The sequence below is a fragment of the Gordonia neofelifaecis NRRL B-59395 genome, assembly GCF_000192435.1.
In the GTDB taxonomy this organism is placed as follows: domain Bacteria; phylum Actinomycetota; class Actinomycetes; order Mycobacteriales; family Mycobacteriaceae; genus Gordonia; species Gordonia neofelifaecis.
In genome coordinates this window covers 52,089-71,386 of the sequence record NZ_AEUD01000008.1, presented here as the reverse complement: position 1 = coordinate 71,386, position 19,298 = coordinate 52,089, and the positions used below count along the sequence as shown (strand labels likewise).

13 protein-coding genes and 1 pseudogene are annotated in these 19,298 nt (G+C 68.4%); 6 read left to right on the top strand and 8 right to left on the bottom strand.

The genetic code is table 11. The annotated features are described in order from the left end of the window. Window positions 1-13: 13 nt before the first annotated feature. Window positions 14-3,245, bottom strand: a pseudogene (locus SCNU_RS10610) ((Fe-S)-binding protein). Window positions 3,246-3,660: 415 nt separating this feature from the next. Between SCNU_RS10610 and SCNU_RS10605 the strand changes: the two are divergent. Next, window positions 3,661-4,998: a hypothetical protein gene (locus SCNU_RS10605; protein ID WP_009679367.1), complete on the top strand. Its 1,338-nt coding sequence runs from the start codon at window positions 3,661-3,663 to the stop codon at window positions 4,996-4,998. 251 nt (window positions 4,999-5,249) lie between these two features. Here SCNU_RS10605 and metA read toward each other — a convergent pair whose 3' ends face one another. Together metA and SCNU_RS10595 are read right to left on the bottom strand one after the other, a co-directional pair. After that, window positions 5,250-6,158: a homoserine O-acetyltransferase MetA gene (metA, locus tag SCNU_RS10600; RefSeq protein ID WP_009679366.1), complete on the bottom strand. Its 909-nt coding sequence runs from the start codon at window positions 6,156-6,158 to the stop codon at window positions 5,250-5,252. 69 nt (window positions 6,159-6,227) lie between these two features. Further along, a complete protein-coding gene (locus SCNU_RS10595; RefSeq protein ID WP_040518210.1) occupies window positions 6,228-7,628 on the bottom strand; it encodes a WS/DGAT/MGAT family O-acyltransferase in 1,401 nt (466 codons plus the stop codon). A 125-nt stretch (window positions 7,629-7,753) separates the two neighbouring features. Here SCNU_RS10595 and SCNU_RS10590 point away from each other — a divergent pair, with 125 nt between their 5' ends. Further along, window positions 7,754-8,425, top strand: a complete 672-nt coding sequence (locus SCNU_RS10590; protein WP_009679364.1) for a SanA/YdcF family protein — start codon at window positions 7,754-7,756, stop codon at window positions 8,423-8,425. A 9-nt stretch (window positions 8,426-8,434) separates the two neighbouring features. Beyond that, entirely contained in the window at window positions 8,435-9,142 is a 708-nt protein-coding gene (locus SCNU_RS10585) for a hypothetical protein (protein ID WP_009679363.1), read from the top strand. Here the strand turns inward: SCNU_RS10585 and SCNU_RS10580 are convergent. The 3 genes from SCNU_RS10580 to SCNU_RS10570 form a co-directional block, all read right to left on the bottom strand. Beyond that, the gene (locus SCNU_RS10580; RefSeq protein WP_009679362.1) at window positions 9,139-10,353 is read right to left on the bottom strand and encodes an acyltransferase; all 1,215 of its coding nucleotides are present in this window, start codon (window positions 10,351-10,353) and stop codon (window positions 9,139-9,141) included. The genes SCNU_RS10585 and SCNU_RS10580 overlap by 4 nt on opposite strands. Window positions 10,354-10,454: 101 nt before the next feature. Continuing rightward, the gene (locus SCNU_RS10575; RefSeq protein ID WP_009679361.1) at window positions 10,455-12,605 is read right to left on the bottom strand and encodes an acyltransferase family protein; all 2,151 of its coding nucleotides are present in this window, start codon (window positions 12,603-12,605) and stop codon (window positions 10,455-10,457) included. 69 nt (window positions 12,606-12,674) lie between these two features. After that, window positions 12,675-13,670 (bottom strand): alpha/beta hydrolase family protein, encoded by a 996-nt coding sequence (locus tag SCNU_RS10570; protein WP_009679360.1) that lies wholly within the window; start codon window positions 13,668-13,670, stop codon window positions 12,675-12,677. Window positions 13,671-13,863: 193 nt separating this feature from the next. Between SCNU_RS10570 and SCNU_RS10565 the strand changes: the two genes are divergently transcribed. From SCNU_RS10565 to lon, 3 genes are all read left to right on the top strand, one after another. After that, window positions 13,864-14,988, top strand: coding sequence for an NDMA-dependent alcohol dehydrogenase (locus SCNU_RS10565; protein WP_009679359.1), 1,125 nt, complete (start codon window positions 13,864-13,866; stop codon window positions 14,986-14,988). Window positions 14,989-15,136: 148 nt separating this feature from the next. Further along, complete coding sequence (locus tag SCNU_RS10560) at window positions 15,137-15,739, top strand: VOC family protein (protein WP_009679358.1); 603 nt, start codon at window positions 15,137-15,139, stop codon at window positions 15,737-15,739. A gap of 99 nt (window positions 15,740-15,838) precedes the next feature. Then, a complete protein-coding gene (lon, locus tag SCNU_RS10555; protein ID WP_009679357.1) occupies window positions 15,839-18,181 on the top strand; it encodes an endopeptidase La in 2,343 nt (780 codons plus the stop codon). Window positions 18,182-18,291: 110 nt separating this feature from the next. Here the strand turns inward: lon and SCNU_RS20030 are convergent, their stop codons facing one another. Next, complete coding sequence (locus SCNU_RS20030) at window positions 18,292-18,723, bottom strand: endonuclease domain-containing protein (RefSeq protein ID WP_050792806.1); 432 nt, start codon at window positions 18,721-18,723, stop codon at window positions 18,292-18,294. Further along, on the bottom strand, window positions 18,702-19,220 hold the full coding sequence (locus SCNU_RS20025) for a type IV toxin-antitoxin system AbiEi family antitoxin domain-containing protein (protein WP_050792805.1): 519 nt from the start codon (window positions 19,218-19,220) through the stop codon (window positions 18,702-18,704). The genes SCNU_RS20030 and SCNU_RS20025 overlap by 22 nt, the downstream gene beginning before the upstream one ends. Between the last annotated feature and the right edge of the window lie 78 nt (window positions 19,221-19,298).

Sequence of the window (19,298 nt, the reverse complement as noted above, 5' to 3'; positions counted from 1 at the left end):
TTTCTAGGGACTGCTACTTGGCGCCGGGACGCTTCTTGCCGGCGGCGAGCCCGAAGCCCTTCGCCTTCGAGGCGCCGGTCTCGGCGATCGTCCGCGCGTCCTGAGCGGTCTCCGCCGGAGCCTCGACCGGTGCGGAGGCCGGCTCCGCGGGAGTCGGCTCCGCGGCAGGCGCGGCCTCGGCCTCCGGCTCGGGAGCCGGTGCCGCGGGTGCCGCCGCAGCGGGCTTCGGCGCGCCGGGCTTCTTCGCGCCCGGCTTCTTCAGACCCGAGGCCATCCCGAAGCCCTTCGCCTTGCCTTCGGTGCCCTCGGTGGTCGCCGCACCCTCGCCGGTCGCGGCGCCGCCGTCGACGACCGGCTGCTCGGCCGGCGCAGCGGGCGTCTCCGCGGGGGCCTCGGCCGCCGGAGCGGCAGCGGCAGCGGGCTTGGGGGCGCCGGGCTTCTTGGCACCGGGCTTCTTGAGTCCGCCCGCCATGCCGAAGCCCTTGGCCTTGCCCTCGGTGGCCGCGGTCTCGACCGGTGCCGAGGCCTCGGTGGCTGACGCCTCGGTGGCCGGGGCCTGCGTCGCGGGGGCCTCTGCGGCGGGTGCGGCTGCCGGAGCCGCCGCGCCGGGCTTCTTGGCCCCCGGCTTCTTGAGCCCGCCGGGCTTCTTCAGGCCGCCGCCCATGGCCAGACCCTTGGCCGCGGGGGCCGCGGGCGTCTCCGCAGCAGCCGCCGGAGCTGCGGTTGCCGCCGGAGCCGCTGCGGCGCCGGGCTTGGGTGCGCCACCCGGCTTCTTCAGCCCGCCGGGCTTCTTGAGTCCGCCGCTAGGACCCAGAGGTCTCCGAGTGGCCTGCAGGGACAGGCAGCGGAGGGCGAAGCGCGGCGTCGCGGTGGGACGGCCACTCGGCCGCCGGAGCCGCCGCAGTCGCCGCGACTGCGGCCGCGGCCGGCTCGGGGGCCCGCTCGGTCTGGATCGGTCCGAGGAACTTGCCGCCGCGCTTGACGTCCTGTCCCTCGCGGCCGCGCTTGACGCCCTCCAGGATCAGCTGGCTGACGTCGACGACCTCGACCTGGCCCTCGTCCTCGGTGCCCGCGGTCTGGGCGGTCACACCGTCGGTCAGCATCACACGGCAGAACGGGCAGCCGGTCGCGATCTTGCGGACCTGCTTGTTGCCGTCGGCGTCGGTCGGCCGCGAGTTCAGCGTGTTCAGCGCCTCGTCGACGCGGTCGACGTTGATGCGCTTGCCGATCTGCTCTTCCATCCACATCCGGGCGCCGCCGGCACCACAGCACATCGAGCGCTCGCCGTGGCGGGGCATCTCGGTGAGCGTCGAGCCCGACGACTCCATCAGCTCGCGCGGAGCGTCGTAGACCTTGTTGTGGCGACCCAGGTAGCAGGGGTCGTGGTAGGTGATCTGCTCACCCGCGGGTGCGGCGACCGGGACCAGCCGCTTCTCGCGAACCAGGCGGTTCAGCAGCTGCGTGTGGTGGACCACCTCGTACTTGCCGCCCACTTGCGGGTACTCGTTGCCGATCGCGTTGAAGCAGTGCGCACAGGTGACGACGATCTTCTTGCGCTGTTCGGGAGCGGTCGCGAAGACCTCGTTGAACGTCTCGATGTTCTGCTGCGCGAGCATCTGGAACAGGAACTCGTTGCCCGCGCGGCGAGCGGAGTCGCCGGTGCAGGTCTCACCCTGGCCCAGCACCATGAAGTCGACGGCCGCGATGTCCAGCAACTCGGCGACGGCCTTGGTGGTCTTCTTCGCGCGATCCTCGTAGGCGCCGGCGCAGCCGACCCAGAAGAGGTACTCGTAGCCCTCGAACGAGTCGACGTCCTGGCCGTACACCGGGATGTCGATGTCCATCTCATCGATCCACGCGGTGCGCTGCGAGGAGTTCTGGCCCCACGGGTTGCCCTTGTTCTCGAGGTTCTTGAACATGCCCGCGAGCTCGGACGGGAAGTCCGACTCGATCAGGACCTGGTAGCGGCGCATGTCGATGAAGTGGTCGACGTGCTCGATGTCCACCGGGCACTGCTCGACGCAGGCGCCACAGGTGGTGCAGCTCCACAGTGCCTCGGCGTCGATGACGGCGCCGGTGGTGCCCTCCGACTCGCCGACCAGCTTGCGCTCGGCCTCTGCTCGTGCGGCCTCGGGCACCTTGTTCAGGCGTGCCTCGTCGACGTTGCCCTCGGCGTCGACGATGCCGACCTCGTCGCCGCCCATGTCCTTGCGACCGCCCGCGAACAGATACGGAGCCTTGGCCTGACCGTGGTCGCGCAGCGACATGATCATCAGCTTCGGCGACAGCGGCTTACCGGTGTTCCACGCGGGACACTGGCTCTGGCAGCGACCGCACTCGGTGCAGGTCGTGAAGTCGAGCCAGCCCTTCCAGCTGAAGTCCTCGATCTTGCCCGCGCCGAACGCGTCGACGTCGGGATCCGCGGTCTCCATGTCCAGGACCTTGCCCTGGCTCATCATCGGCTTGGCAGCACCGAGAGCGACGCCGCCGTCGGACTCACGCTTGAAGTAGATGTTGAAGAACGCCGCGAAGCGGTGCCAGGCCACACCCCAGTCGATGTTCAGACCGACCACGGCCAGCCACACCATGCCGCTCATCAGCTTCACGACCGCGGCCGCGGTGACCCAGTAGATCGAGATGCCATCGAAGAGCTGGGCGAAGTAGTGCGTGAAGAACGAGGTCCAGACCGGCGGATCCTCGATGTCCGAGGCGATCTTGAAGGTCTTCACGAAGATCATGCCGAGACCCTCGAGGAGGACGACGGCCTCGACGAAGTAGGCGGCGCCGAAGCGGGAGCCGGAGAACCGCGACAGTCGTGCCGGAACGCGCGGGTGATTGAGCTGGCGGATGATGATCAGCACGACGATGCCGATGACCGTGGCCAGACCCAGGACCTCGTCGGCGAAGATGTAGATGTTCCAGGCGCCGATGACGGGCCAGTGGAACTCGGGCTCGAAGATCTGACCGTAGGCCTCGAACCAGAAGATGAAGCCGATCAGGAAGCCGAACATCACCAGCCAGTGGGCCCATCCGACCGTGCGGAACTTGGCCATGCGGGTGTGCGCGACGAACTCCTTGAGCATCGTCGCCAGACGTTTGCCCGGGTAGGCGAATCGCGTGGATTCGACCTTCTGGCCCTGCGCGATGGAGCGCACCATCGTGCCGACACCGCGAAGGAAGAGTGCCCAGCACACGAGGCTGAGTAATACGGCGATGGTCCCGATCACGGCGGTAGTCGTCGTCACTGGAAGTACCGGCCTTTCTGTCCAGGTCGTACCAAGACGTCAAAGCGCTCGGGTCGTAGCACTCCACGTCAACCTTTATTCCCTGGTAACCGTAAAGGTTCGACCCTGCTCAGGTCTGCCAAGGTTTGCCTTACTTGACCTGTGGATCGGAGCTCGAGGTTCCCGTTGAGTGGAATATTACTCGCGAGTAACAAGGGGGTCCAGTCCGTCGCCGCGGCGGCACGAGGCGGCGGATCTGAGTCGCAGCGGCAATTCCGTGCAGCGAATTCGTGTCACCTGAACGGTTGAAAGGATCGCTTATCGCCCGAAAGTTACCGTTCGGTACGAGTCCGGCGGCGGGCGCGCTCCGACTGTCCGCGGGGATGGAGCGCCGGGCTCGGTCCACAACGTTTTCGCTGAACAGAAAAGAGTCCCTGTGACCTCGCTCGATACTCGATCCCCAGCCCGTCGTGCACGACCTTCGCGTGTCCTCACCGGACTCACCTCCATCGCCGCGTCGGCGGCGATCGTGGCGGCCGGTGTCGGTGCGGGTGCCGCCGACGCCGGCAACGGACCGTACGACCTCCCGGTCGTCCAATGCGCACCGGGGCAGACCGCGGTGCCGAGTGACATCGGCGACTCCGCCGACTGCACGGCCGCCTCGCCCTCGATCATCGCGAAGGTCGGCGACACCCTGATCGGTGCGGTGCTGCCCGGGCTGGGCATCAGCCTGGCCGATCTGAACACCGCATCGGCGATCAGCCTGGCGCCGTTGCTCGGCGACATGTATCCGGGTGCCGCGACGATCGCCGGCACCGGCCTCGCCTCGGCGTTCGCCTCCGGCGGCACCGCGAATGCGACGGCGGACGCCTTCCTGTCGGCGGCGATCTCGATCGGCGCGCTCGGTTCGCAGGCGGATTCGCACGCACTCGGTGGGCTCGGCCTGGCGGTGGGTGCCGGTGTCGGCGGAGCGTCGGCGAATGCCTTGCCCGCAGGCATCGCCCTCGCCTTCGGTCTGGGCGAGACCGCGTCTGCGACGGCGCTCGGCGGTGTCGCGGCGGCCACCGGTGTTCTCGACGGAGTGGCCGGTGTCCCGGACCCCGCACAGAGCACCGTCATCTGCACGGCGCTGTACGGCCGGGCTCAGGTGACTGACGGGGAGACCGGTGCGAACTACTCGTCGTGCACCAGCCTGGCCTTCCTCTTCCAGAAGTCACAGCAGGGTGAGGGGCCGGTCGTCTACTCGATCAAGAACCCGTTCTCCCTGGAGCTGACGGCTCCGCTGGCGCCGATGTCGAGTCTGCTCGATCTGGTCGGCGCCCTCGGTGTCGAGACGCCGTTCCCTCCGGCGGTCACCGACATCCTGATGGGCAAGATCATCCCGACGTTCACGCAGGACCTGGTCCGCGTGGTGATGACCGACGGCGGCCCGAAGCTCGAGACCGATCTGTTCGGCAAGAGTGACGCGCCCAGCGCGCCGGCGCCGACTCTCGCCTCGGCGACCGTGTCCGACCCGGTCGACGACGAGCAGGCGTCTGCCGAGTCGGTGTCGGCGGTGACCGAGGCTTCGGCGACACCCGAGGTCGACGAGTCCGACGACGAGCCGGCCGCCGGCACGGCACCGGTTGCCGATCCCGAGCCCGAGGCTGATGTGGACACCGCCCCGGAGGTCTCCGAGGAGGCGTCGGCGACCGAGTCGGAAGTCAGCGATCCGGCGTCCGCGGAGTCCTCGGCCGATGCCGCCCCCGGCGACGACTCGGCGTCGATTGCGTGACGTAACACACTGATCGGACTGTGAGTGGCATCACACCGTCATACGATGGCGATGTCGTCATGCAGCAGACCGAGGAAAGGGACCGACGATGAGCAGATGGACTCGACTTCGTAAGCAGGTCGCCGAGTACTTCGCGGCGGGATCGACCGTCGCACTGATCACCAGCGGAATGGCCTGACCTCGATCCGAACCGCCGGACGCCCGCCTCGTGCAGTCGCACGGGGTGGGCGTTCGGCGTTGCAGCGATCCCGTCAGGCCAGGTCGAACGGGGTCTCCTGGTACACGCAGTAGTTCAGCCAGTTGGTGTACAGCAGGTGGCCGTGACCGCGCCAACGATTGAGCGGGACGGCAGTGGGATCGTCGCCCGGGAAATAATGCGCGGGTGCCGCGACCGCCGCCTGCTGTGCGACGTCGCGCGCGTACTCGAGGGAGAGGGTGTCGGCGTCGTACTCCGGGTGGCCGGTCACGAAGACCTGGCGACCGTCGGGAGTCGCGGCGAGGAAGACCCCCGCCTCGTCGCTGATCGCGAGGACGTCGACCGCCCCGGTCGCCTCCACGTCGGCGGCGTGCACGTCGGTGTGCCGCGAATGCGGGGCCAGGAACTCCTCGTCGAACCCGGTCACGACAGGTGACTTCGCGCCGGTGAGGCGATGGGAGAAGACGCCGGAGATCTTCTTCGGCACTTCGAACTTGCCGACTCCGTAGTGGTGGTAGAGCGCCGCTTGCGCTCCCCAGCAGACGTGGAGCGTCGACTGGACGTTGGTCCGGGTCCAGTCGAGGACCCTGGTCATCTCCGGCCAGTAGTCGACGTCCTCGAAGGCCAGCCGCTCGATCGGCGCCCCGGTGATGATCAGACCGTCGAAGTGTTCGTCGGCCACCTCGTCGAACGTCGAATAGAACGCCTCGAGATGTGCGGCCGAGGTGTTCTGCGAGACGTGGCTGGACATGTGCAGCAGGGTGATCTCGATCTGCAGCGGGGTGTTGCTGAGCAGTCGAAGCAACTGTGTCTCGGTGGCGACCTTCGTCGGCATGAGATTCAAGATGGCGATCCGCATGGGGCGGATGTCCTGACGGCCCGCGCGCTCCGCGGACATGACGAAGATCTTCTCGGACTCGAGAATGGCTCTGGCCGGGAGGTCGTGCGGCATCGTGACAGGCATCGGGGACGAGTCTAGTCGCGGTGGCGGTGTGGCGACATCGCCGCAGACCGCGACCGTGACGGACGCCGGTCAGGAAGCGGGCGGCAAGTCCTCCAGCTCCGACAGCGCGGTCTCCAGATGCACCAGGATCCGCTGGAGACTGGGCAACTGGGCGCGGGCCCCGATGATCCCGAAGCCGGCTTTGCCGCCGATCGTGGTGACCGTGATGTTCATCGCCAGCCCCTCCATCGGGATCGACACCGGATAGCAGCCGTCGAGGCGCGCGCCGTTCCAGTACAGCGGCGTCTCCGGGCCGGGGACGTTGGAGATGATCAGGTTGAAGCCGCGCGGGGTGTACTCGACGAACCCGGGGACCGTGGCGAAGGCGAGCGGCCAGATCGTCGCCGCACCTAGCGCCAACGACTGCAGGGGCTTGAGCCCGCGGATGACGTTCTTCGCCCCTGCGGTCGACGCCTTGATCGCCGCCACTCGCTCGGCGGGCGATTCGAGGTCGGTCGCCATGCGGACGGACATCGCGGTGACCGCGTTGCCGTCCGAGTCACCCTCGCTGTGCAGGGAGACCGGGACCATCGCGATCAGCGACTCGTCGGGCAGCCCGCCCTGGTCGGTCAGGTAGGAGCGGAGGGCGCCCGCACACATCGCGATGATCACGTCGTTGATCGTCATGTGCTGGTACCGGGCCACGGCGCGCAACCGTTCGACGGGCCAGTCCTGTGCGGCGAATCGACGTGCGGAGCCGATCGACTGATTGAGGATGGTCGACGGCGCCATCTGCAGGGGAGCGACGTAGTCCTTGTCGAACACGCCCGCGGTCGCGACTCGAGCAGCGGCCGGAGCCATGCCGACCACCTGGCCCGCGGTGTCGACCACCGCACTCGCCGCGCCGGTGACGCGATCGAGCCAGCTCCTGTCGGTCTTGTTCGCGGCGTGTCTGCGCCGTCTGCGGCGGACGAGCTCCATGTCCCAGAACGCGGTACCGGACCGGTCGGCCGGATCCGTCGACAGCGATCGCTGCAGCAGGCGGAGCGCGGTCACCCCGTCGACGACCGAGTGGTGCACTTTCGAATACAGCGCCACCCGCCCGTCCTTGAGGCCCTCGATGATGTGGATCTCCCACATCGGCCGACGACGGTCGAGCAGGGCGCCGTGGTTCTGGGAGACGTAGCGGAGGAGGTCTTTGATCTCACCCGGCCGGGGCAGGATGATGTGCCGGATGTGGTAGTCGAAATCGACGTCGTCGTCCTCGGTCCACGCCGTGTAGCCCGCGACTTGGGCGGGTGTGGCCGGGCGCTTGAGGAACATCGGCGCGATGTCGGTCGCGGCATGGAAGCGTTCGGAGAACTCGTCGGCCAGCGCCTCGGCCGTCTGTCCCTCGCGCGGTGCGAACAGTTGCAGACCGCCGACGTGCATCGGCTGATCGCGTGTCTCGGCGACCAGGAACATCGACTCGGTGACCGGCATGTACTGCATCGACGTCTCCCCTGGTTCCGACTGGGCCCGCGCCCCGTTCGGTGCATTGTGGCACGAGCGAGGGCGGCTGTCGCCGGCCCGTCCGCAACCGGTCGGGACGTGCACGGGTCGTCTACCGTGGACCGGTGAGAATCCGCCGAACCGTCCGCCGCCGTCTGCGCGCGGCGTTCCTGCTCGCGGCGCTCGCCGTGGAGACGCTGGTCGCCGTCGCGTCGCTCTGGATGGTCGCCGGATCGCGAGGCCGGGTCGCGGACGCCGCCGACCTGCCCGACGACGCCCTGCGGACGATGATCGTCCTCGGAGCGAAGGTCGAGGACGGACAGGTCGGGGACTATGTGGGGGCGCGGCTGGACGTCGCGGTCGCCGCTTTCCGGTCCGGTCACGTCGAGCGGGTCATCGTCTCCGGGAACGATGCCGACGACGCGGGCAACGAGGTCCGGGTGATGCGCGCCTACCTGGAGGCGCAGGGCATTCCGGCATCAGCCCTGGTGGACGACCCGTTGGGCGTCAATACCAATGCGACGTGCCGTCGGGCGGCGACCGTGTACGGCGTGACGTCGGCCGTCATCGTGACGCAGGACTTCCACGTCGCCCGCGCGGTCACCCTGTGCCGGGCGTGGGGCATCGAGGCCTGGGGAGTGATCGCGCCGTGTGATCACTGCTCGCTCCTCAGCCTGATCCGGAACCAGCTGCGTGAAGCGCTGGCGTCCCGTCCGCGCGCGGTTCTCGACTCGCTGACGGCGCGTCGCAGGAGTGCGGTCATTCAGACGTCCGATCGGCTCATCCGCAGGCCGTAGCGTGAATTCATGCCTGACTACCACCGCGTCGCAGGTGCCGGCGCGAGTGCGGTACCCGATCGTGAACTGCCGATCCAGGTCCGCGTGTCGGGCATGGCGGTGGCTGCGCTCGCCTCAGCCGACCCGTGTGTCGGTCCGGCGCGGGAGGCGCTGACCGACGGACGGGTGGGCGCCGACGAGCTGTCGGCGGTGATCCATGTCGCGGCGCCGACCGATCGTCGGTGGTCGGCCGACGGAGTTCGCGCGGGGCTGGGACTCGGCGGGAGTTCGGGCCTTCGCGTCCTCGATGTGGTCGACGACGGCTGCGGGGTGCCGTCGTCGATCGCTGTCGGATCGTCGTTGCTGGCATATGCGGGCGGAGCAGTGCTGGTCAGCGTGCCCGGCGCAGCGCTGGTGCTCACCCGGATGCCGGGACGGCGGGACGAGCGGCCGAGCCGGCTCGCCGCCGTCGAATCGGCGGAATGCGGGCGGGAGTCGGCCGTCGAACGTGTACTCGCCGCGGTCGGTGATCGCCTGCCGATCGTCGCGTCCGTGCCCGGCGGGGTCCGGCTTTCCGCGGGGCGTCGATACGCCTGCGTGAACCTGGCCGCGGACGGGGCGGCGTCGATCGCCGGTCTCGTCGAGGCGCGATCGGCGGGCCACCCGGAAGTGGTGCTGGTGACCTCGGGCGAAGGCGGTCAGGCGGCGGCTGTGGTCTGCGTCCTCGATCGGGGCTAGATCATCGGCCGCAGCGGCAGCCGTGCACGTCCGGTCAGGTAGAGACTGCCGGGCAGCCTGCGCAGCACCTCGACCACCAGCAGTGAGATGGCGAGGGTGGCGACGTACACGGTGATCGTCGCGAAGGGCTGCGGAATGTGCGCGACCATCCACTTCTGGCCGTCGTCGGTGACCGGCCGGAGCAGGAAGAACAGCACCATCACGTGCACCAGGAACACCGGGAACGAGCGGTTCGACGCGTACGCGACGGTCTTCGCCATGAGCGGTGTGCGATCGCGATGGAACGTCGCCCAGTGCAGGGCCATCGCGTACACCGAGATCGCGGCGACCACGATGAACGGCAACAGGGTCAGCTCGAACGGGCTGCTCGGGTCGTTGATCGGCGCACCGCTGAACACCACGCGGTGCACGTACGAGCCGACGGCCAGCAGTCCGGTGCCCAGCAGCAGCCAGCCGAGGAGCTCCCCGCGACCGCGGAGCCACCGGCCGACCTGTTCGCGATGATCGGCGGCCAGCGCACCCAGCACGATCAGCAGCTGGTACGGCAGGACCGTGGCGTACATGTGCCCCCACAGTTCGGCGAAACCGGCGGGCGGCGTCCAGTAGGAGATCATGCTCAGCACGACGACCTGCAGCGTCACACTGCCCGCGAGCAGCCACCAGTGGTGACCGCGCGTGCGGGTGACGATCTGCCGGACCAGCGGGAACAGCAGGTACACCTGCAGCATCACGAACAGGAAGTACAGGTGGAACGCGGCAGTGCCCCATTTGACCTGGTCGAAGAGCTCATCGAGGCTGGTGGGGATGTCGTTGAGGCGGCCGTGCGCCCACATGCCTTCGATCACCCAGTACAGCACCGACCACACCAGGTACGGCACGATGACCAGCTTGATCCGGCGCCGCCAGAACGACGTCGCGCGGAAGTCGGGCCGGTCGAGGTACTGATACATCAGCACGAAGCCGGTCAGCGCGAAGAAGATGTTCCGCGTCGAATGGAACAGCAGGGCGGTCCCGTTGGTACCCATGCTGGTGAACTCGGCGGTGGTCGACGTCAGCGTGTGCACGAAGATCACGAGCGCGAACGTCGTCGTCCGGATCAGGTCGACGTGGTGCAGGTACGGCCGTTTGGCTGTGGCCTTCGCCGGCGCGGTACCGATGGTGGCGGCTGTCGTGGCCGGCGCCGCCTCGCGGACGGCAGCAGTGGTCGACATCGAAACCTCAGACAAGTCAGGGAAAGCGGATCAGTCGGCCACGGTAACAGTCGAGCCTGTGCGGTCGCTGTGCACCGGCTGCCGTGACGATGGGTGTCCGATCACCACCAGCCGGTGGCTTTCTGCAGGTCACGGTCGAGAAATGGCACGAGGCTGCGCATGAAGGTCGTCGTCACGTGGTGATAGTCATGCCACACCAGGATGTTGCCGACCACCGCCGGGCAATAGGTCGCGGTGCAGAAACCGTCGCTGTAGTCGAGGAACGTCATGTTCGGGAAGTCGGGGACCAACGTTTCCGCCGGATCGACCGGTGACAGCGCACGGTCGCGCTCCACGCCGCACACGTCGGGCAGTCGGCCCGACGCGATGCACTCCGGCGGCGACATCGGTCCGCTGGTCCACGGGGTGTCGCGCACGGCGATCACCCTCTGTCCGCGATCCCGGAACTCCTTGAAGAAGTCGACGTAGCCGCGCGGCACCACGTCGCCCTCCTCCCCCGGGGGAGCCGGCCGGGTGGACGTGGTGAAGACGACGTCGGGCTTGTCGACGGCCAGTCGATCGCTGACCGCGCGCGACCACTCGTTGCATTCGGTCAGAGTGCGGCCGTCGATCTCGACGTTGGCCTCGGTGGAGAGGGCGCAGCCCGCCTTCATATAGGTGCTCACCCGGAATCCGCGTTGCTTGCCGATCTGATCGAGGGCGGTCATCCAGTGCTCCGAGTGCGAACCGCCGACCACTGCGACGGTGTGCGTGCCCTTGGGGTCGCCGTAGATGCCGACCTTGATGGACGGATCGCCGAAGTTGGAGAAGTTCTTCCAATGGCTCAGCGGCCAGTCCTCGGCGACTGCCTCGGGTGACGGCGCGACCGGCACCGCAGGGACGGGGGCGCCCTCGAGGAAGGCCCGGGCGCCGGGGTACTCCCGGGGGTCGAGGTTGGTGGTGTCGACGGTCAGCTTGCTCTGCCGATACTGCCAGTAGCCCGCGCTGCCGAGGGCGAACACGGAGGCGACGATGAGCACCACGCTCAGCGTCCGCCGGTACCGGACGGAGAAGCCGCCGCCGCGGCCCGCCCGGAGTGGCGTCTCGATGAACCTGGTCATCAGCCACGCCACCAGCACCGACATGATGAGGATCGCGGTTCCCTCGACGAAATCGACGTCGTCGATGAAGCGCCAGTTCATGTAGAAGATCAGCAGCGGCCAATGCACCAGATACAGGGAGTACGCGATCGACCCCAGCCAGACGATCCACGGGTGCGCCAGGACTCTGCCGACCGGGCTCAGATCGTTGCCGGGAACCGGTCGCGGCGCCGTCGCCGAGGAGCCGACCCAGATCAGCAGGAGCGTGGAGCCGACCGGGACCAGCGCCATCGCCGCCGGATACTCCTGAACCCCCGCGATCCAGAATCCCGACGAGGCGATGAGGGCCACCGCGGCGGCGGTGAGCACCCCGCGCAGCCAGTCGGCCAGCCGCACCTTGGGCATCCAGACGGCGAGCAGTCCGCCGGCCATCGGCTCCCAGATGCGGGCGATCGTGTCGTAGTAGTTGAACGGCTGGTTGACTCCGTGCCGGTAGTTCGCCCAGGCGAACGAGACCAGGGTGACGATGAGGAGCGCCGAACCGACGATCGCACGGATCACGTCGTACCGGGTCAGCACCTCCCAGCGTCGGGCGCCCCACTTGAGGAGTCCGCCGAGTGCCAGCGCGGTGAGCAGGGTCAATACGAAGAACTGGCCCTGCATCGACATCGACCACAGGTGCTGCATCGGGCTGATCGCGGAGTTCGCGGCGCCGTAGTCCTGGGACAGGAAGGCGAGGTGATAGTTCTGGTAATAGAACGCCGAGGCGATGATCTCCTCGCCGAGCGGACCCCACCGCGTACTCGGCATGAGCCACCACACGCCGGCGGCGATGAACGCGAGCAGCAGGAACATCGCCGGGATCAGACGCCGGAGCAGTCGGCTCAGGCGCGGCCACGGGTCGACGGCCGAGCGCCAGGACGCGGCCGCGGGCTGAGTCTTGACGACGTGCCGCAGCAGCGATGCGACGAAGAAGTATCCGGAGAGCGTCAGGAAGACGTCGACGCCGCCCGAGACCCGCCCGAACCAGACGTGGAAGACGGCGACGAGGAAGATCGCGATTCCGCGGAGTCCGTCGAGGTCGGGGCGGTAGCCGGAGTTGTTCCCGGTGGCGGCGTCCTCGTTGTGGCGAGTCGGCGGTGCCGCCGTCGGGTCGGTTCCAGCAGACTTCACACGCCGGATGCTACTGGGACCTCGTCGCCGATTTCCATTCGCTACGCCGCGCCGGCGTCGGCGGGTTCGTCAGCTTGCGAATGCGGTGTCGGAGATCAGCGCGACGAGGGACCGATATGCCGCAGACCGCGTCTCGAACATCGACGTGTGCGTCTGACCGGGCAGAAGTCGCAGGTCACCGCGCCCGCCCCGGATCAGGTACTCGGCGATGAACCGTTCGGAGTTCACCGCGGAGACGAAGTGGTCCGCCGCGCCGTGCACGGCGATGATCTTCGGGGCGGGCGCGGCGTCGCGGCCCGCGAGCAGCTCGACCGGATCGACGGCGCGGTATCGCGCCGGAACCTGTGCGGGTGAACCGCCGAGCACGCGGACCACACGGGTGTCGCCGTGCGTGGCGGCGAAGATCATGTCGAGTGGTCCGGAGACGCTGATCACGGTTGCCGGATGCCAGCGGGGGACGCCGAGACCCGGCCCGGGGGCCGCTGCGGTGCGCAGGCCGGCCCACGCCGCGAGCTGGGCGCCGGCGCTGTGGCCGACGAGCACCGACCGGCTGAGGCTGATCTGCGGGTGGCGCCGGGCTACCTCGGGGAGATCGTCGAGGGCGCTGCCGACGTCGGTGAACGTGGTCGGCCAGCCGCCGCCGGTGCCGATCCGGCGGTACTCGACGTTGTACACCGCCAGCCCGCGGGCGGTGAGGTTCCGCGCGAGGTGGTCGAAGCTGTGCGCCCCGACTGCGCCTGCCCACGATCCGCCGTGGACGAGGACCACCAGCGGGACCGTCGACCGTCCGGAGGCTCCGGCGGGTAGATAGAGGTCGCCGTAGTTCTGCGACGGGTCGGCGTGGGCGGCCGGGTACAGGATCCGCTGGACGATCGGCGCCGTGCCTGCGGACCCACCGCGTTGCGCGGCCGGTGTGATGACGGCGGTGTGGCTGCGCTGCTGCGCGGGCGTGCTGTCGGACGACTTGCCCGCAGCTTCCCAGAGCAGCACGACGACCAGCGCCAACGCGACCAGCACCGTGGAGATGATGCCGGTCGCGACAGGGTGGTCGCGCTTGAAGTTCATCGCTGTCGATTCTCTACCGGCGGCCCTGGCAATTTGCTTAGGGAAGTGGCCGCCACGAGGAGATCGCGGCGCGCCGTCTGAGCGTTACGGGGCGATCCGCCGATTCGCCATCCGCGATCCGCGGATCGGGGAAGGATGGATGCGGCGACCCCTGTGACGGTCGGCTCACTCCTCGAGAAGAAAGTGGTTGACGATGAAGACGAAGGCTGCAGTCCTGCACGGTGTGAACGAAGATTGGAAGATCGAAGAGGTCGAGCTCGGCGACCCGGTCGCAGGCGAGGTCCAAGTCCGCCTGGTCAGCTCGGGACTCTGCCATTCCGACCACCACCTCAGGACCGGTCAGAGTCCGGCGCCGATGCCGGTGGTCGGCGGCCACGAAGGCGCAGGCATCGTCACCAAGGTCGGCGAGGGCGTCACCCGATTCGCCGAGGGCGACCACGTCGTGACCGCGTTCATTCCCGCCTGCGGTGTCTGCGAACCGTGTTCGCGCGGCGCGCAGAACATCTGCGACGAGGGCGCGGGGCTGCTCACCGGACTCTCGATCTCCGACAAGACGCATCGGGTCACGCTGAACGGGCAGGGCCTCACCCAGATGTGCCTGCTCGGCACCTTCTCCCCGTACATCACCGTCAACCAGGCGTCGCTGGTCAAGATCGAGGACGACATCCCGCTGCAGCAGGCGGCCCTGCTCGGCTGCGGCATCGCGACGGGTTGGGGCTCGGCGTCGGAGATCGGCGGCACGCGGGTCGGCGACACGGTCGTGGTGGTCGGCATCGGCGGGGTCGGCATCAACTCGGTCCAGGGTGCCAAGGCTTCGGGAGCCCGGCACGTCGTCGCGGTCGATCCGGTGAAGTTCAAGCGGGACATGGCCGAGAAGCTCGGCGCCACGCACACTTTCGAGAGCATGGAGCAGGCGATTCCGGCGATCGGGGAGATGACCTGGGGCAAGATGGCCAACACCGTCGTCCTGACGGTCGGTGAGATGAAGGGCGAGTACATCGCGCCGGCACTGGCGATGACCGCGAAGGGCGGCCAGGTGGTGGTCGTCGGCATGGGCGACTTCCAGGCGATGGACGTCCAGATGAACCTCTTCGACCTCACCCTCATGCAGAAGCGCGTCCAGGGCGCGATCTTCGGCGGCGCGGGTCCGCGGACTCAGGTCCCCAAGCTGCTCAACGAGTACCGCGCCGGACAGCTCAACCTCGCCGATCTGGTGACGCAGACCTATCGTCTCGAGGACATCAACAAGGCCTACGACGACATGCTCGAAGGCAACAACATTCGCGGCATGGTCGTCTTCGACGAGACCGACTGGTAGTCGGAGTCGCCTCGAACGGACCCGGATCGAGTCGAAACCCGTTGATCGACAACGGATCTCGGCTCGCTCCGTGTCGTTTCGGGACCACCCATCGCATCAAGCAGTTTTCGAGAAGCACTTCCGGTGGTGCGCTCGTAACGTCAGTCGTATGACGAACATCAACACCCTCACCCTGCAGGTCGCCGACGTCGATGCGGCGAAGTCCTTCTACGACAAGGCCTTCGGTCTCACCGACCGCCTCCGGTTCGAGCAGTCGGACGAAGCCACCTCCGGGTTTCGGGGCTTCGTGATCTCGCTGGTCGTCGCCGATCCTGCGGTGGTCGACTCGTTCTTCGACCCCGCGATCGCCGCGGGCGCCCGCGCGGTGAAGCCCGCCAAGAAGTCGTTCTGGGGTTACGGCGGCGTGCTCGAAGCGCCGGACGGCACCCTCTGGAAGATCGCGGCGTCGTCGAAGAAGGTGACCGGCGCACCGTTGCGCGTCGTCGACTCGCTCGTCCTGCTGATCGGGACCGATGACATCGTGGAGAGCAAGGGGTTCTACTCCGACCGCGGTCTTCCGGTGGCGAAGAGCTTCGGCCGCAAGTACGTGGAGTTCGAGGCGGGTACGGGCGCTGTGACGCTGGCCCTTTACGGAAGGAAGGCCGCGGCGAAGGACGCCGGTGTGCCGCCCGAGGGCAGTGGCTCTCATCGGCTGGTGGTCGGATCCGACGGCGGGGAGTTCGTCGACCCAGACGGCTTCGCGTGGGTCTGATTCCGCACTGCACGGCCTGATCGCCGAGGGCGAACACAGCGGCGGAACAAACGCAAGGCACCCCTGGTTGAGTCGAGCAGACTGAACTTTGGAGGTGTCATGTCTGAGAACATTTCCGTCCCCGTGCTGTTCGTTCCGGACCTCGTCGTGCTGCCCGGCATGGTGGTGCCCATCCCGCTCGACGACGCCGCGCAGGCCGCGGTCGACACGGCGCGGGCGAGTGAGGACGGCAAGATCCTGATCGCGCCGCGCCTCGACGACAGGTACCCGACGCACGGCGTGATCGCGTCGATCGTGCAGGTGGGACGCATGCAGGGCCGTGACGGCTACGTCGCGGTGGTGCGCGGCGAACAGCGTGCGCACATCGGTTCCGGAACCACTGGACCCGGTGCGGCGCTGTGGGTCGAGGTCGAGCTCGTCGACGAGCCGGCACCCACCGAGACCACTCGTGAGCTGGCCGCCGAGTACCGGAAGGTGGTCCTGGCGATGCTGCAGCGCCGTGAGGCGTGGCAGGTCATCGATGCCGTCAACCGGCTCACCGATCCGTCCGCTCTCGCGGACACGTCGGGCTACTCGTCGTGGATCGGCGAGGAACAGAAGCGGCAGCTGCTGGAGACCGAGGACGTCGACGAGCGTCTGCGTCTGCTGATCGCCTGGACGGGCGAGCACCTGGCCGAGACCGAGGTCAGCGACAAGATCGCGTCCGACGTCCGCGAGGGCATGGAGAAGACGCAGAAGGAGTTCCTGCTGCGTCAGCAGCTCAACGCCATTCGCAAGGAGCTCGGCGAGGGCGAGCCGGACGGCGCCGACGACTACCGCGGCCGCGTCGAGGCGGCCGACCTGCCGGACAAGGTCCGGGAGGCGGCATTGCGCGAGGTCGGCAAGCTGGAGCGCGGGACCGATCAGAGCCCCGAGGCCGGCTGGATCCGGACGTGGCTCGACACGGTCCTCGACCTGCCGTGGTCGGTCACGACCGACGACTCCACCGACCTGGTCGGCGCTCGGGAGATCCTCGATGCCGATCACCACGGGCTGGAGGACGTGAAGGACCGGATCGTCGAGTACCTCGCGGTGCGCTCCCGTCGTGCCGAGCGCGGACTGTCGGTGGTCGGCGGGCGTGGCTCCGGTGCGGTGATGGTGCTCGCGGGGCCGCCGGGAGTCGGCAAGACGTCGCTGGGCGAATCCGTCGCACGGGCGCTCGGGCGCAAGTTCGTCCGGGTCGCGCTCGGCGGTGTCCGGGACGAAGCGGAGATCCGCGGCCACCGGCGCACCTATGTCGGCGCGCTGCCCGGTCGGATCGTCCGGGCGATCGGCGAGGCCGGGTCGATGAACCCGGTGGTGCTGCTCGACGAGATCGACAAGGTCGGCTCCGACTACCGCGGCGACCCTGCGGCGGCCCTGCTCGAAGTCCTCGACCCCGCGCAGAACCACACGTTCCGCGATCACTACCTCGACCTCGACCTTGATCTGTCCGACGTGGTCTTCCTGGCGACCGCGAACGTCGTGGAGAACATCCCGTCGGCGCTCCTGGACCGCATGGAGCTGGTCACCATCGACGGCTACACCGAGGACGACAAGGTCGCGATCGCGCGGGACTACCTGGTGCCCAGGCAACTGGAGCGCGCCGCGCTGACCGCCGACGAAGTGACGATCACCGAGGACGCACTCCGCGAGATCGCCGCGAACTACACCCGGGAGCCGGGCGTGCGGCAGTTCGAGCGGATGCTCGCCAGGGTGGCGCGCAAGGTCGCGGTCAAGGCCGATGGCGAACTGATCACCGTCGACGCGGAGTCGCTCGTCGACTACCTCGGCCGACCGCGGTTCACCCCGGAGACAGCTGAGCGCACCGAGGTGCCCGGCGTCGCGACGGGCCTGGCCGTGACCGGCATGGGCGGCGACGTGCTGTTCATCGAGGCGCTCAAGGCGGCGGGGACGTCCGAGAAGAAGGACGGCGCGGCCGGTCCGCAGCTGAAGCTGACGGGTCAGCTCGGCGACGTGATGAAGGAGTCCGCGCAGATCGCGCTGAGCTACGTTCAGGCGCACGCGGCCGACTTCGGCATCGATCCGGCGGCGCTCAACGGCACCGTGCACATTCACTTCCCGGCCGGCGCCGTCCCGAAGGACGGACCGTCGGCGGGCGTCACCATGGTCACGGCGCTCGTCTCGATGTTGACCGGTCGTCGGGTCCGCAGCGACGTCGGCATGACCGGCGAGGTCACGCTCAACGGCCGGGTGCTGCCGATCGGCGGGGTGAAGCAGAAGCTGCTCGCCGCGCAGCGGAACGGACTGCGGACGGTCTTCGTCCCGCAGCGCAATGAGGCCGATCTCGACGACGTCCCGGCGGAGGTCCTCGACGTCCTCGAGGTGAAGCCGATGACGGACGTCGCGGAGATCGTCGCGCAGGCGCTGGAGCCGGTCCGGGCGGACTCCGCCGCGGCCTGATCGGCTCATCGGTCCAACCGACCTCGGTTCCTTCGGGACCTAGCGTCTCGGCAAAAACTATGGGTTACGGACCGGCTCTCCACGCCGGTCTGTAACCCATAGTTTTCGGGTCAGCACAGGTCGGCGCGGCGCGAGGCGAGCGCGTCGGTCAGTTCCCGGATGCACGACTCGGGGTCCCGATTGAGACGCCGGCACGAGTAGGCGAGTGGGAGCCAGCCGATTCCCGCGATGGCGTTCGCCTTCACGAGGTCACGGTCGAAGCGATCCTGATGTCGGTGAAAGGCGTGGCCGTGGATCTCGACGCCGATCCGTTCGGCCGGCCATCCGAAGTCGAGCCGGAACCCGCAGAGCGAGACCTGTCGGCGCCATCCGGTGATCTTCTCGCGGCGCAGCAAACGGACGAACAGTCGTTCGGCAAACGACTCCGAGCCGTCGGCGGTGATCGCGAGGAGCTCGCGCGCCTTGCCCAGCCCGTGCATGCCCCGGTTTCGATCCAGGCACGAGGTGAGTTCGTGGACGCTCACCACGTTCTTCTGGAGCATTCGGTCGAGAAAGGGGAGCCCGTCGTCGAGGGTCGCGGCGGTGCCAGGATCGACAGCGCGGTACCGGTGACGGGGATCCCGCGCAGGCGGGTGACGTCTTCGCTCGGAAAGGTCCGCCTTTTGAGGTCGGCGTCCACAGTGCAGCCGCTGCCTGCTCGGGTGGTCCGCGGCAGCGACGCGGTCACTTGCCCGGGAGCCTCGTGAAGCAGCCCGTGCCACCAGGCCGCCGACGTACGGTCGATGACCGCGGAGTGCGCCGCCGCGGTGGCGCGGATGCGTGCGGCGTCGCCCAGCGGATGCTCGAGCGAGAGGAAGACTCCGCGTGCCAGCCGGACCCAGAGTCCGCGGTCGATCCGCCGCCGGATCTGATCGCGAGTGAAACCGCAGGCCAGTGCCTCCTCGATGGTGATCACGCCGTCGTGCGATGCCAGATGATGCGCCGCTACGATCTCCGGGCGCTCGGTCCAGTCGCCCTGCCGTTGCTGGTTGTCCCCCATATGAATTAGACGCAGCGGCACCCCGAAGCGGTTCCAGCTGAAAACTTTGGGTCATGAACCGGCGTCGTGCGCCGGTTC